General features: G+C 49.2%; 13 protein-coding genes. 7 read left to right on the top strand and 6 right to left on the bottom strand.

Annotated elements, in window-relative coordinates:
* Nucleotides 1-23 precede the first annotated feature (23 nt).
* Nucleotides 24-2,630, top strand: a complete 2,607-nt coding sequence (locus AC5YBZ_RS17380; RefSeq protein ID WP_494543260.1) for an immune inhibitor A domain-containing protein — start codon at nucleotides 24-26, stop codon at nucleotides 2,628-2,630.
* A 3-nt stretch (nucleotides 2,631-2,633) separates the two neighbouring features.
* Here the strand turns inward: AC5YBZ_RS17380 and AC5YBZ_RS17375 are convergent, their stop codons facing one another.
* A complete protein-coding gene (locus AC5YBZ_RS17375; protein WP_494520491.1) occupies nucleotides 2,634-3,206 on the bottom strand; it encodes a chorismate--pyruvate lyase family protein in 573 nt (190 codons plus the stop codon).
* A 172-nt stretch (nucleotides 3,207-3,378) separates the two neighbouring features.
* On the opposite strand from AC5YBZ_RS17375, the gene AC5YBZ_RS17370 reads away from it, so the two are divergent.
* Both AC5YBZ_RS17370 and rlmF read left to right on the top strand, forming a co-directional pair.
* Nucleotides 3,379-3,786, top strand: a complete 408-nt coding sequence (locus AC5YBZ_RS17370; protein WP_494520492.1) for a flagellar basal body-associated protein FliL — start codon at nucleotides 3,379-3,381, stop codon at nucleotides 3,784-3,786.
* 80 nt (nucleotides 3,787-3,866) lie between these two features.
* A complete protein-coding gene (gene rlmF / locus AC5YBZ_RS17365; protein ID WP_494543259.1) occupies nucleotides 3,867-5,042 on the top strand; it encodes a 23S rRNA (adenine(1618)-N(6))-methyltransferase RlmF in 1,176 nt (391 codons plus the stop codon).
* Nucleotides 5,043-5,050: 8 nt separating this feature from the next.
* On the opposite strand, the gene AC5YBZ_RS17360 is transcribed toward rlmF, so the two are convergent.
* Genes AC5YBZ_RS17360 through def form a run of 5 tightly spaced genes read right to left on the bottom strand, consistent with a single transcriptional unit; the run spans nucleotide 5,051 to nucleotide 10,716 of the window.
* The gene (locus AC5YBZ_RS17360) at nucleotides 5,051-6,493 is read right to left on the bottom strand and encodes a TrkH family potassium uptake protein (protein ID WP_494543258.1); all 1,443 of its coding nucleotides are present in this window, start codon (nucleotides 6,491-6,493) and stop codon (nucleotides 5,051-5,053) included.
* Between the two features lie 29 nt (nucleotides 6,494-6,522).
* Nucleotides 6,523-7,932, bottom strand: coding sequence for a Trk system potassium transporter TrkA (gene trkA / locus AC5YBZ_RS17355; protein ID WP_475515320.1), 1,410 nt, complete (start codon nucleotides 7,930-7,932; stop codon nucleotides 6,523-6,525).
* Nucleotides 7,933-7,941: 9 nt separating this feature from the next.
* Nucleotides 7,942-9,222, bottom strand: a complete 1,281-nt coding sequence (rsmB, locus tag AC5YBZ_RS17350; protein WP_494543741.1) for a 16S rRNA (cytosine(967)-C(5))-methyltransferase RsmB — start codon at nucleotides 9,220-9,222, stop codon at nucleotides 7,942-7,944.
* On the bottom strand, nucleotides 9,222-10,196 hold the full coding sequence (gene fmt, locus AC5YBZ_RS17345; RefSeq protein ID WP_494543257.1) for a methionyl-tRNA formyltransferase: 975 nt from the start codon (nucleotides 10,194-10,196) through the stop codon (nucleotides 9,222-9,224). Before fmt ends, rsmB begins: the two co-directional genes overlap by 1 nt.
* 7 nt (nucleotides 10,197-10,203) lie before the next feature.
* A complete protein-coding gene (def, locus tag AC5YBZ_RS17340) occupies nucleotides 10,204-10,716 on the bottom strand; it encodes a peptide deformylase (protein ID WP_475515318.1) in 513 nt (170 codons plus the stop codon).
* A gap of 125 nt (nucleotides 10,717-10,841) precedes the next feature.
* On the opposite strand from def, the gene AC5YBZ_RS17335 reads away from it, so the two are divergent.
* From AC5YBZ_RS17335 to AC5YBZ_RS17320, 4 genes are all read left to right on the top strand, one after another.
* Complete coding sequence (locus tag AC5YBZ_RS17335; protein ID WP_494524153.1) at nucleotides 10,842-11,939, top strand: LysM peptidoglycan-binding domain-containing protein; 1,098 nt, start codon at nucleotides 10,842-10,844, stop codon at nucleotides 11,937-11,939.
* 84 nt (nucleotides 11,940-12,023) lie between these two features.
* On the top strand, nucleotides 12,024-13,043 hold the full coding sequence (gene dprA / locus AC5YBZ_RS17330; protein WP_475515316.1) for a DNA-processing protein DprA: 1,020 nt from the start codon (nucleotides 12,024-12,026) through the stop codon (nucleotides 13,041-13,043).
* A 2-nt stretch (nucleotides 13,044-13,045) separates the two neighbouring features.
* Nucleotides 13,046-13,519: a DUF494 family protein gene (locus AC5YBZ_RS17325; RefSeq protein WP_475515315.1), complete on the top strand. Its 474-nt coding sequence runs from the start codon at nucleotides 13,046-13,048 to the stop codon at nucleotides 13,517-13,519.
* Between the two features lie 151 nt (nucleotides 13,520-13,670).
* The gene (locus AC5YBZ_RS17320; protein WP_110456821.1) at nucleotides 13,671-14,234 is read left to right on the top strand and encodes a DNA topoisomerase family protein; all 564 of its coding nucleotides are present in this window, start codon (nucleotides 13,671-13,673) and stop codon (nucleotides 14,232-14,234) included.
* Nucleotides 14,235-14,261 lie beyond the last annotated feature (27 nt).

Below are 14,261 nucleotides of genomic sequence, written 5' to 3'. Positions count from 1 at the left end.
ACTGGATCGTATGAGGGTGAACGATGAAATATCAATGTGTTGCAACAAGGCTATTGGCGTTGCTATTGTCAGGGCTTTGGCTGGTTTCAAGTGCTTTCGCCGCCCCCCTAACGCGTGATGAACCAGGTGGATTTGCCGATGCGGGGGTGATTAATCAGCAGCGTATACTCTATTGGTTGGTCAAACGAGGCGAACTGGCCAGTGATGCCAGCGACACCGAGCGTCGTGATGCGCTTGCGGCCTTTACCGCCAGAGCTAAGGGCTACCCGCAGAATACGGCTATTATCTTGAGCCGCCTTGAGCGCCAGCAAAGATTGCGGGCTAAGAGTCTGCCGTCCACTCGCACCATGAGTTTTGCCGCCGCCCGCGCCGACGCCGATATCAGTAAAACTGTTAAGGTGCTGGCTATCTTAATTGATTTCCCCGATCTACCCCACGACAACAATCGCTTATCTGCTGGCGATACCAGCATGTATTATCCCAGTTATCCGCGCGCTCATTATCAAGATCTGATGTTTTCCACCTCGGGCTTTGCTGGGCCGCAGGGGCAAAACCTCATCAGTGCTTATCAATATTATCAAGCGGCTTCTGGCGGCAGTTTATTTTTTACGGGTAACGTTAAGGGCTGGTATACCGCTAGCCAAAATGCGGCTTACTATGGTGAAAATAACCCTAATAACAGTGATGACGATCAAGCCGTGCCCGAACTGGTTAAAGAGGCGGTGACGCAAGCCTTAGCTAATATGACTCAAGCCGAAATCGACACCTATGACGTGGAAGACCCTTACGATCTCGATGGCGATGGTAATGTGAATGAAGCCGATGGTGATATCGACCATGTGATGCTGTTTCATTCCAGTATTGGTGAAGAGGCGGGTGGTGGTGTGCTGGGGCGCGATGCCATTTGGTCGCATCGTTATTTTGTCTATCAAGACGGTGTTCCAGGATACGCTATTGCGGGCACTAACAAGAAAGTGTTTGGCTACACTATTCAGCCCATAGATGCCGCCGCTGGCGTTGTGGTGCATGAGTTTGGCCATGCACTGGGTTTGCCAGATGAATATGACACCACCAACCGCGGCGATGGTTCGCCAGTGGGAGATTGGTCGATTATGTCTAGCGGCAGCTGGTCGGGTGAACTTGCTGGTACCCAACCGGTGGGGTTTAGTCCCTATGCTCGCTCTTATCTACAGGGTAAATATCGGGGGAATTGGGTGAGAGAGTTACAAGTCGATCTCGACCGTATCCCTATTGGCGGCCAAGAGGTGCGCCTTGTCGAGGCAGTTAATTATGACCAAGTCAATCAACTGTCCCTGAGATTACCCTCGGTCGATATTGCCTTTAAGGCGCCCTATTCTGGCGCTTATCAATACTATTCCAATCAAGGCAATTTACTGAGTACCGCGGCAGCGGTGAATATCGATTTTCCAGCAAGCAATAATTTGACCCTTAAGATGAAGGCGCATTGGGATATTGAACTCAATTATGATTATGCTCAGGTGATGCTCGATGGTGTGGTGCTTAAGGGCAATTACACTCGAGCCAGTAATGGCGTTAATGGTGCCACCAATATTATCACTGGCACGTCGGCGGATATTGGCGCAGCCGAGGGCGTGGATAATTGGGTCGACTTAACGTTTGATGTTTCTGGATACGCTGGCACTACGGGCAGGCAGCTGAGTATTGTGTACCGCACCGATGAGGCGGTGGGTGGATATGGTTTGGTGGTTGACGACATTGGCCTATTTGATGGTAATAATCGCCTCTATTTCGATGGCGCAGAAGCTGCCGGAGTGATGCAGTTAACCGGTGGTTTTGTGCGAATTGATAACAATCGTCCCGGTGGTGAGCGCCGTTACTTAGTGCAGCTACGCAGCCATAACGGTCTCGATGCCGGCTTGGCCAGCCGCGATTATGAGCCCGGTGTATTGTTATGGTTGGAAAACTTGAGTGAGGTCGATAACAACGTCAGCAATCATCCGGGCAGAGGCTTGATTGGTGTGGTGGACGCTGATCAAAACTTAATTGGCAACGCCGCCACGCAAGTGCAGATCCGCGATGCGACTTTCAGCATGTTTAATCAATCACGCTATTTTAATGACAATCACCTATCGGCTATCAGTTTGTTCGATGATCGCCGTGATTACAGTGCGCCCTTACAACCACAATCAGGTGTATTGCTACCAGTATTAGGGCTCACTATGGAGGTTATAGAGCAGCAAGCGGATTCTAGCGTTGCTACGGTGCGGTTTGAATACCGCAGTGAATCGGTCAATCTGCCCAGTGCTAATTTTGATTATGTGGCGACCGAGTTAAGGGTCGCGTTTAGCAATACCACATCGGGAGGGAGCGGGCCGTTTAGCTATGTGTGGACCTTTGGTGATGGCAGTAGCAGTAGCGACATTTCGCCAACTCACACCTACGCCAATGCTGGGCGTTACCTGGTGACATTAACGGTCACCGATGGCAGCAATACGCAATCGAGCGCGACGCAAACGGTTATCGTAGCCACGACCCGTGATCTTGACACAAGCTCAGACTCTGGCGGTGGTGGTAGTGTGGGCTGGATGACGCTGTCGTTGTTATTCTTGCTCGGTTATCATCGTCTTCGTTGGCATAAGCAGCAATAAGGGTCATTCGAGTTGATGTTGTTCGATAAGTCGCTGCGCCGCCGGTAAAAAGATTTCGCTGACGATAAGCTGCTGCTCGTTATGGCTAAAATAACGCCTTCTGCCCCAGAGCGTCTGCTCACTGCTTTGGTGTAAGGATTCGATAAGCTTGGCTAAGGTGCTGCAGGCGTTAAACTGGCCCACTTCAATTTTGCCTGGGATGAACTCGCCACTGTTGAACAGCAGTTCGCCAAGGGGGCGATTACCCAAGGTTAAAAAGTCTGACTGAGCATTGTCGAGCATGCTGCCGGGCACTAACGTACGGGCAAAGACCCAAGGCAGACCATCGAGGCACAATAGTACTTCTCTAATCCAGGCCTGTTTTTGTTGTGGCATCTCATTGGCAAAGGGGCTAAGAATATCTTCACCCAAGACCTTTACTTCAAATTGACCACAGTGAGACTTAAGCTTTTGGGTTAAACTACCTGGGGCGAGTAGCCAATCCTTGAGGGGAGACGGTGGTAGCTGCGGTATCTGATCCGCTTCATACCAGTGAAGAGATTCACCATAGGGAAAGCTTAATTTCGTTACGCTCATTAAATTCTCGGTACTATACTCGCAAACGCCTGCAGTTTATCATGCTGTTACTATGATGTCGGTAATTAAAGTATTGGCACAAGGTGGCGATAATTGAGTATCAATTGAATCAATATGAAACCGCTTAAGCTAACAATGGCGAGCTTAAATAATTAGGGAGTACCCACCAAAAATGAAAAAGTTTGCATTGCTACTGTTACTGTTGGCGAGCTGTAGCATGAGCCATGGCGCTTTTGCCGCCAAAGATGATGTCGTCGATACTTATGCTTATTACGGCTTTACCCCCGATATCGTCACCAATTACATCTCCAATCGAAAGAAACTCGGCTTTGTAAAAATTAGCGTCGAGCTGATGGTTCAAGCTCCTGAGGACCTAGTGGTGTTGCAACATCATGATCCCTTACTGCGCGCGGCAATTTTGGAAATATTAGGTGCCCAAACAGAAGACAAGGTGAAATCATTAGTGGGCAAAGAAGAGATCCGCCGTGAGTGCTATGAGGCTGTTAATCGTCTCTTGCAACAAGAGGTGGGTAAGCCTTTGGTGGTCAATATGTTGTTTACCAAATATCTGTATGACTAACCGCCGTTAGTTGACCCCCGGCATTTTCTGTGGCCGCGCAGCCGATCCTGCGCGGCCACCTCTTTAATGGTAATTGCTTCATGACTCAGCCTGATAAACCTCGGCGCGCGACGAACACCCCTCCAAGCGCCCACAGTAAATCTAAATCAACAGCGGCGAAATCGAGCCAGATTAAGCCAACCAATAAGGCTAAGTTAGTGAAAAAGACGCCATCATCACATAAGAAGCCTAATCAGGTGCAAGGTCGCGAGGCTCAAGGTGGCAAGGGGCTTCATCCACGGAACGTGCATGGTAATGGTTATGACTTTAACACCTTGATTGCCAAGACGGAGCAGCTAAGCCCGTTTGTGCGACCGAATCCTTACGGTAACTTGTCGATCGATTTCACCGATGAACAGGCGGTTAAAATCTTGAATTTAGCCTTACTTCGGCAGCATTACGGTATCGATTATTGGGACATCCCTGCCGGGTTTTTGTGCCCTCCTATCCCTGGGCGGGTCGATTACCTGCATCACTTAGCCGATCTCTTGGCTGAGGACAGTGCCGCGAATACGCATCGCGTCAGTGGTCGCGCCACCCAAGTTAAGCCACCTAAAGGTGCAAAAATTCAGGTGTTAGACATAGGCACTGGGGCCAATGGTATCTATCCTATTTTAGGCGTACAAACCTATGGCTGGCGTTTTGTGGCCAGCGACATCGATCCCCTATCGATAACCAATGTACACACCATTATTGACCGTAATCCGTCGCTACAGGGTAAGATCAACTTACGTCTGCAGAACACACCTAAGGCGATTTTCAATGGCGTGATCAAGCCACAAGAGCGTTTCGATGTGACCATGTGTAACCCGCCGTTTCATGCCTCATTGGCGCAGGCCGCTGCTGGCAGCGAGCGCAAACTGGCGAACCTTGCTGCGAATCGCCGCGCCAAAGGACATGCAACCCTGGCCAACAATCCTACGGCTAAGCTTAACTTTGGTGGTCAGAAGGCGGAGCTCTGGTGTGAAGGGGGAGAGTTGCGGTTCTTGCTGGATATGATCGATGAGAGCAAAATCTTTGCCCAGCAATGCTTATGGTTTAGCAGTTTAGTGTCGAAAAAAGAGAACGTAAAGCCTTGCTATAACGCGCTGGAACGGCTCGGCGCCGTCACGGTGAAAACCATAGAGATGACCCAAGGCAATAAGCTAACGCGAGTATTGGCGTGGAGCTTTCTCACCCCATCCCAGCGACAAATGTGGCATAAATTTCGCGGCTAAGACAGAGGTTAATATTTCCAAAAATGCGGGTGGAATAGTACGGCCACGGTCAAAATTTCTAAGCGCCCCAGTAACATGCCGATTGCTAATGCCCATTTAGCCACATCAGGCAGCGATGAAAAATTCCCCGCAGGGCCGATAATAGGCCCAAGCCCGGGGCCGACATTGGTCACAGCGGTAACTGCACCGGTAAAGCTGGTGGTTGGATCGAGCCCTGTCATCACGAGTATGACCGATAGCGTCACAATAACCAGCATAAACAGCAGAATAAAGGTGACCAGCGAGCGCACAATATCTTCGCTAATGGTGCGGCCATTGTAGCGTTCTTTGAAAATACCGTTAGGGTGGAACTGCTGCTTAAGTTGCTCGCGCATAATGGCGATGGCAATTTGAAAGCGGAAAATTTTAATCCCGCCCGATGTCGATCCCGAGCAGCTACCTGCAAACATTAAAAACAGAAAGGCAACGTTGGCTAGTGCTCCCCAGGCGGTATAGTCAGTGAGCCCATAACCTGTGGTGGTGACCACGGAAACCACGTTAAAGCTGGCTAGACGCAAGGCATCGATAGGCGTCATTTCGTGCCCCTGCCAAAGCCAAAAGGCGAGGCTGCAAGAGACGCACACTAAAAATAACAGGTAGCCTTTAACTTGATCATCATTCCATATTTTTACCGAACGCTGTGACAGCGAATGCACAAACATCAATAGTGGTAATCCACCTGCTGCCATAAACAGGATGCCAACCCAATGCGCCGAGTTCGAGAAGGCGGCCATGGAGCTGTCAGAGGTCGAATAGCCGCCTGTTGAAAGAGTCGTCATGGCATGGTTTATGGATTGGAACCAAGTCATGCCGGCAAGGTGATAGGCGACTCCACAAGCTACAGTCAGCCCCACGTAGACAAAAAACAACTGCTTGGCCATATTCTGCGTGCGCGGCACTGCTTTTTCGCCCCAGTCTGATGACTCGGTTCTAAATAGCCGCATGCCGCCGACGTTAAGGAAGGGCAAAATGGCCACTGCCATCACAATAAAGCCTATACCGCCGAGCCACTGCAGTAGTGATCGCCAGATAAGAATGCTGTGATCCATGGTGTCTAAGTTAGATAATACCGTCGAGCCTGTGGTGGTGATCCCCGACATGGTTTCGAAGAACGCGTCGGTGTAGTTAATGCCGTGATAGAGGGTAAAAGGCATGGCAGCGAACAAGCTAACAATCAGCCAGGTGAGGCTGGTGAGCAGAAACATATCGCGTATATTAAGACGCAATTTGTCTCTGTGTCCTTGGTGCATCGAGGCACTTGCACAAGTGCCGGTAACCAATGAGGCGATCATAAAGGCTCCCACTGTTTCTTCACCATAGAATAGGGCAAAGAGCAGCGGGATAAACATAAAGGCGGTCAGCGTCGACAGGAAAACGCCTAATATGAACAGTAATGGCCGAATATTAAGCATATTGAGCTGCCACTGAATTAAAGGAACGGCTAAAAGAAGAAGGCGCTAGGTTGAAACAGTTTTTCAACTTCACCAACAAACTTCTTATTGACTAAGAAAAGGATGACATGGTCGCCCTGTTCGATAACGGTTCTGTCATGGGCCATCAAGACCTCTTCATCTCGCACAATGGCACCTATGGTTGTACCCGGGGGGAGTTTGATTTCGCCAATCTGTTTCCCCACCACTTTTGAGGTACTGGGGTCGCCATGGGCAATGGCCTCAATGGCTTCTGCTGCGCCACGTCTGAGGGAGTAGACGTTACAGATATCCCCTTGACGAATATGGGTAAGCAGTGCCGAAATAGTGGCTTGTTGGGGTGAGATAGCGATATCGATATTGGCCTCTTGCACAATATCAACATAGGCTTCACGCTGGATCAGCACCATCACCTTTTTCGCGCCCATACGTTTAGCCAGCAGTGCTGCCATGATGTTGGCTTCATCGTCATTGGTTACGGCAATAAAGACATCGGTTTGATCTATATGTTCTTCAAGCAGCAGCTCTTGGTCTGACGCGTCACCGCAAAATACCGTGGTGTTTTCTAGCTTTTCTGATAGCGCTTCGGCGCGATCTTGTCGATGCTCAATCAGTTTGACCGAATGATTGCGCTGCAACTGCTTAGCTAACCCTAGGCCTATGTTACCCCCGCCTGCGATCATGATATTACGATAGCTGTTGTCGAGCTTTTGCATTTCGCTCATCACCGCGCGCACATGGCGGCTGTCGGCTACGAAAAAGACCTCGTCGTCGGCTTCGATAATCGTGGTGCCGCGCGGCATAATAGCGCGGCCTTGCCTAAAGATGGCCGCGACCCGGGTATCAATATTTGGCATGTGCTCACGCAATGCTGCCAATGCATTACCGACTAACGGGCCACCGTAATAGGCGCGCACGGCCACTAAGCTTAGGCGCCCTTCGGCAAACTCTAGTACCTGCAATGCCCCCGGGTATTCGACCAAACGGCGAATATAGGAGGTGACCAACTGCTCTGGTGCGATGAGTTCATCGATAATAAAGCCGCCACGTGGGCGGTTTTCGCTGTTTTTAGTTTCACTGTTAATAAACAGTTTGTCACGCAGGGCAAGGTATTGCTCTGAGCGAATACGGGCAATTTTCGTCGGGGTACCATAAAGCGAATAGGCTATCTGGCAGGCGGCCATATTGCATTCATCGCTATTGGTTACTGCAATTAACATATCGGCGTCTTCGGCCCCGGCGTCTTTGAGTACGCTGGGGTGAGCACCATGACCGAGTACAACGCGAAGATCGTACTTGTCTTGTAGGGAACGCAATCTTTCTCTGTCGTTATCGACGATAGTGATATCGTTATTTTCGCCCACTAAGTTTTCGGCTAATGTGCCGCCAACTTGTCCTGCACCTAATATGATAATTTTCATAAACTAACGTTACCCTTTAAGCAGACGTGCGTAATAAAACCCGTCCATATTGTCTTGTCCTGGCGTGATTTGCCAGCCGATATCGTCGCGATGAGTCTGCTGCGTAATGGGTACGAGCGTGGCGTCCGCCGTTCTGGCCAAAAAGGCGCTGATTTGCTCGGCATTTTCTTGCGGCAAAATAGAGCAGGTTGCGTATAGCAATGTGCCACCCGGTTTTAGCCACTGCCAGCAGTGATCTAAAATTTGTGATTGCAGCGTGGCTAACTCTTCGATATCCGCTTGTTTTCTAAGCCACTTAATATCGGGGTGACGACGTATTACGCCCGTTGCGGAGCAGGGGGCGTCGAGTAAGATGCGATCAAATTTTTCCCCTTGCCACCATGAGTCAATATTGGCGGCATCACCGTGGATCACCTTGGCGTGCAGTGACAAACGGTCCAGATTTTGTTGTACCCGTTCGAGTCGTTTGGCGTCAAAGTCTACGGCGACTAGATCTATGCTATTTTCGGTTTCTAGCAGATGGCAGGTTTTGCCGCCGGGCGCGGCACAGGCATCGAGTATTAATTCGTTGGCCTGCGGTGCCAGTAAGGTGGCCGCCCATTGGGCTGCGCCATCTTGTACCGATGCAGCGCCGTCGCTAAAGCCTGGCAGTAGAGCCACATCTTTAGGGCTGTCCAGTAAAATGGCGTTGTCGCTGTTGCCTGCTGTGGCACCAATCTCTTGCTCGGCGAGTAATGCTAGGTAGCGCTGGCGCGTTTGTGATAACGCGTTATTACGCAGCCACATAGGTGGGCGTTGATGGCTCTGCTCTATCACCTGTTGCCAAGTGTCTGGATACGCCTCTTTAAGGCGTTTGATCAGCCACGCGGGCGTATTAAAGGCCAAGGTGTCGTTATCGGTTGGCAGTGGTGCTTGATTACGCTGTAGGTTACGCAATACACCATTAACCACTTTGACTAAACCATCGAATTTAAGCTGTCGACAGGCTTCGGCGGTTTCTGAAATGGCCGCATGACTTGGAATACGAGTGAAATACAGTTGGTAGCAACCAATTAATAGCAGTTGGTGGACGATACGTTGCTTGCCTTTCATCGGCTTGCTCATGCAATCGCTCACTAGTTTGTCTAACTGAGGCAAATGACGCATCACGCCATAGCTGAGTTCGGCCAATAAGGCTTTGTCTTTAGCGCTACTCAGTTTCTGCTGTTGCTCGGGCAGAGCGACTGACAATGACACGCCTTTTTCCAGCACCTGAAAAATCACTTTGGCCGCTAACGCGCGTAAATTCATCACGAGTTAGCCTCAAGGTTGTCTGCGCCATTGTGCAGCCGAGTGCCTGGAGTAAACCAGTCGGCGCGCGAGTTTAGGATCTCGGCCACCGGCAGCGCTTTTTTACCAGGGAGCTGTATGGTTTGTAGCACTAAGGTGCCGTCACCCGTCGCCAAGGTAACACCTTGTTTATCGGCGGCTAAAATGGTCCCTGGCACGGCGTCAGTTGCATGCTCTCCAACGGCGGCTTGCCATACCTTAATGCTGGCATCCATATGATTGAAGTGGCTTACCGGCCAAGGGTTAAAGGCTCGGATCTCACGCCACAGTTGTACGGCAGGTTTACTCCAGTCGAGCAGCGCTTCCTCTTTGCTGAGTTTTTCAGCGTAATTGGCGAGGGCTTCATCTTGTGGCTCTGGAGTGAGCGTGCCTTGAGCTATCCCTGCTAGCGCTTCAATCAGTGCACTTGGCCCTTGTTGAGCGAGCTTTTCATAGAGGGTCGCCGAGGTGTCGCTATCTTCGATGGGCAGATGGGTTTTAAGCAGCATGTCACCCGTATCTAGGCCAATATCCATCTGCATTATGGTCACGCCAGTGGCGGCGTCGCCCGCCCATAGTGCGCGCTGGATAGGTGCAGCACCTCGCCAGCGAGGCAGTATTGAGCCGTGCACATTGATACAACCCAATCGTGGTGTGTCGAGTACCACTTGCGGCAAAATCAATCCGTAGGCGACCACCACCATGATATCGGCATTCAATGAGGCTAATTCAGCTTGTGCCTCTGGTGTGCGCAAACTACTGGGTTGGTACACAGGAATATTGTGCTCAAGTGCCAATGCTTTCACTGGGCTTGCTTGCAGCTTTTTACCGCGCCCTGCGGGTCTGTCAGGTTGGGAATAAACCCCTATGACATTGTGCTCAGATTCGATCAGCGCTTGTAGGTGGCGGGCAGCAAAGTCTGGCGTGCCCGCAAAAATGATATTGAGTGGTTTCAAGTGCAACTTATCCTTGCTTGGCTTCGAGACGGGCGGCTTTTTCAAGCTTCTGTTTAATGCGCTGCCGTTTCAGGGGCGACAGATAATCGACAAATAACTTGCCATTGAGATGGTCAAGTTCATGTTGCAAACAGATAGCAAAAAGCCCATCAGCCTCTAAAGTGAACTCGTTACCATGGCGGTCGAGGGCTTTGATTTTTACACACTCGGCGCGATCGACTTTGGCATAAACCCCGGGTACCGATAGGCAGCCCTCTTCATTGGTAAATTCACCGCTTTTTTCGAGAATTTCTAAATTAATAAAGACTTTGGGTCGCTCTATATCATCTTGTAGATCCATGACGATAAGTTGTTTGTGAAAGTCGACTTGGGTGGCGGCTAGGCCGATGCCCTTTTCTTCATACATGGTTTCGAGCATATCATCGATCTGTGTTTGCAGCTCGGGGGTAAATTCTGTCACTGGCTCCGCAATGGTGCGTAAGCGTTCATCTGGAAAACGTAATACTTTGAGTAAGCTCATACATAAACTCTTAACAAGTCTGTCAAATTTGAGCCAGTTAGTTATACTGACTCAGGCTAATAGGTTAATTTTAATCCTTAGTGGCATTCAATAACAGCAAAAGCTCTATTTAAAGAGCAAACAGCATGGATACCCCCATGAAACGACTAATTTTACTCGGTTTAATGATATTAAGTTGTTCGTCTGTTTTCGCAGACACTTTGACATTGAAGTCTGGTCATCCTGACTCTTACATAGTAAAGAAAGGCGATACCCTTTGGGACATTTCTGCACACTTCCTTAATGATCCTTGGCGTTGGCCTAAATTGTGGGGGTCGAACCCACAAATTGCCAATCCTCATCTCATTTATCCTGGCGACAGGCTGACGTTGGTGTTTATCGATGGCGAGCCCAGATTAGTGGTTAAACCCCATGTGCGTAAAAGTCCACAGGGGCGCATCATGGCCAAAGACGGTGCGATTCCGGCTATCGATTTGTCCTTAATCCAAGCTTATTTAGTGCAAAACCGTGTGGTTGATAGCCGTTGGTTTGAGCAGCAACCCATGGTGATGGGCGGAGAAAGTGAATCTAAGCATCACATCATCAATGACATTGTTTATGTGCAGGCTGAACTCACCGTGGGTGACAAATTGGGCGTGTATGCACCTGGGCGTGAATTTGTGGCCCCCGACTCGGGCGATAACTTAGGCCAAGAGGTGATCATGACCGCCAGTGGTCGTGTGATTGAGTCTGGTCCAATTTCAAAAGTCCGTTTGTTGAGTAATCTGCAAGAGACCAAAGCCGGTTATCGTATCTTACCTATTGATGATGACTCACTCATGTCTGCGTACTTTATGCCTAAGGCTGCGACAACGCCTGCTTCGGTATTGGCGGCCGAGGGGAGTTTGCGAGAAGTGGGTAAACTCGATGTGGTGTATATCGATAAAGGCAGTAATGGGGGTGTCGAGCCTGGTCAGGTATATTCCATTTTCAGAGATGGCCAAGCCATAGTGATCGATGGCGATGGCATGCCGGTAAAACCAGAAGATCGCAGCACTTATGAAGATCTTCTTTCGAGTATCTCTGCCGATAATGAAATTAAGATGCCCGATATCTACCACGGAAAACTCATGGTGTTTAAAGTGTTTGATAAGGTGAGTCTTGGGTTGATCTTACTCAATAAAAAACCGGTGCGCGTTAACGATAAGCTGCTGCAACCGGACACGTTATTACAAGGTGAATAAATAGACGACAAACTGGTCGATTGGCTAGTTGTTTGTGCTGTATCTGGGCTTGGACCCGCTCGGATTAAACAATTATTAAACTACATGGAAGTAGAGGAACTCAGGCATAGGCTAGAGCATGAACCGCATGCGCTACCTTTGCCTGAGAAACTGCTGAATCGCTCGTTCGCACCTGATTTTACCCGTGTTGAAGCGGCGCTCAACTGGCTGGCTAAAGCCGATAATCATCATATTATTTGTCAAACTTCTTCTCTTTATCCCAGTTTGTTGCTCGACATCAGTGATCCTCCGCCCCTGCTCTTTGTTAAAGGAGCACCGACCGCTTTACTGCATCCAAGTATTGCAGTGGTGGGCAGTCGCGCTGCGTCTCAAACGGGGCTTTCAACCGCTTATCAATTGGCAACCGAGCTAAGCGATGCGCATATTGGCGTTACAAGTGGCATGGCTGCCGGTATTGATGGTGCGGCTCATCAGGCGGCGATTGATGCCAAGAAGCCTACGGTCGCTGTGCTGGGGACTGGGGTCGATGTGGTTTATCCTAAGCGCCATAGGACGTTATATCAGGCGATTGTGCAGCAAGGATGCGTGATCAGTGAGTTTTGGCCAGATATGAAACCTTATGCTGGTAACTTCCCTAAACGTAACCGTATAATTAGCGGCCTGTCGTTAGGTGTACTCGTGGTTGAAGCCACGCGTAAAAGTGGTTCGTTAATCACCGCTAGGTTGGCATTAGAGCAGGGACGAGAAGTGTTTGCAGTGCCGGGGAATATTTTGGCGGGCGATCATCAAGGTTGTCATGATTTACTGCGTGATGGCGCCAAACTTGTCGAGTGTGCGGCCGATATTATTGAAGAGCTGACACCTTTATCGAGTTTCCACCTTGAAGAGTTACATCGTCGCCACCATATAGGGGGGAACGATGCTTCTGATTTGCCATTTACCTCACTGTTAGCTAGTGTAGGTTATGAGGCCACGCCATTAGATGTGGTGGTCGAACATAGTGGAAAAACGATAGAGCTAGTACTAGAGCAAATGCTTGAACTTGAACTGCAAGGTTGGGTTTCAGCGGTACCCGGTGGTTATATAAGACTTAAGAGGAGCTAGCCATGTTTGATATCCTCATGTATCTATTTGAAAACTATGTTCACGGTGAGGTTGAGCTGTTGGTCGACGAGGATGAGTTGACGCAAGAGTTAACCCGCGCTGGTTTTCATCAGTCTGCAATTATCAAGGCCTTGTCTTGGTTAGAGCATTTGGCTTCATTGCAAGAAAGTGATCAGCCCTATTTGTGCAATCATGATCAACATTCATTTCGTATTTATACTCAAGATGAGATGGAAAAGCTCGATGTCGAATGTCGAGGCTTTTTGCTGTTTTTAGAGCAGATAAAAGTATTGAGCGTCGAAACCCGTGAGATGGTGATCGATCGCGTCATGGAACTGGATGAACCTGTACTGATTTTAGAAGATCTCAAGTGGGTTATCTTAATGGTATTATTTAATGTGCCTGGTAACGAATCTGCTTATGAGCAGATGGAAGATCTGATTTTTGAGCAGCCAGATGGTCGGTTCCATTCATAATCGACACAGCAATGGCAACACATTAAGGAGGCGATAGCCTCCTTTTTGAGTTTAAATCACCATAGGTTTAGTGGCAGATGATAATTGATTAACATCATACCCTAGGGATTAAAATACCTGAGTATCAGCAACGGCGCCCATTGAGGAAAGCATGTCTAAAATAGATCAACAACTGTTTAGCTCGCATGAGCACGCGTTAGAAAAAGAGTATGAACTCTGCCCTAAGTGTGGCTGTGAGTTGTCGATAAAAAACAGTAAGCATGGTGGGTTTGTCGGTTGTAATAATTACCCCTCTTGCGATTACACTCGGCCGTTGGTGCATCATGAGTCGATAGAGAGTCAGGTCATTGAGGGGTCTGAATGCCCTGACTGTGGTGCTGAGTTAGCGGTTAAATCCGGTCGTTTTGGTATTTTTATCGGGTGTACTCGTTATCCCGAGTGCACTCATATTGAAAAGCATGATCATGACGACGAGCAGGCGCAGATTGCTTGTCCCAGTTGTAAAAAGGGAGTCATAGAGCATAGAACCAGTCGTTTCGGTAAAACATTTTACGCCTGTAGCGCTTACCCTAAATGCAAATTCTTAGTCAATTATCCTCCAGTGGCAGAAACCTGCCCTGACTGTGGGTTTGGTATCTTGGTCGAGCGTAAAGGCGCGGCCGGTATGCGTGTGGAATGCCCGCAAAAGGCATGTAAATATAAACGCCCTTTGTAGGCGCTTATGTTTACAGCGTTGTCAGTA

The sequence above is a fragment of the Shewanella sp. 553 genome (genome assembly GCF_059338375.1).
The sequence above is the reverse complement of the archived record's forward strand: the minus strand, read 5'-3'. Positions and strand labels throughout refer to the sequence as shown.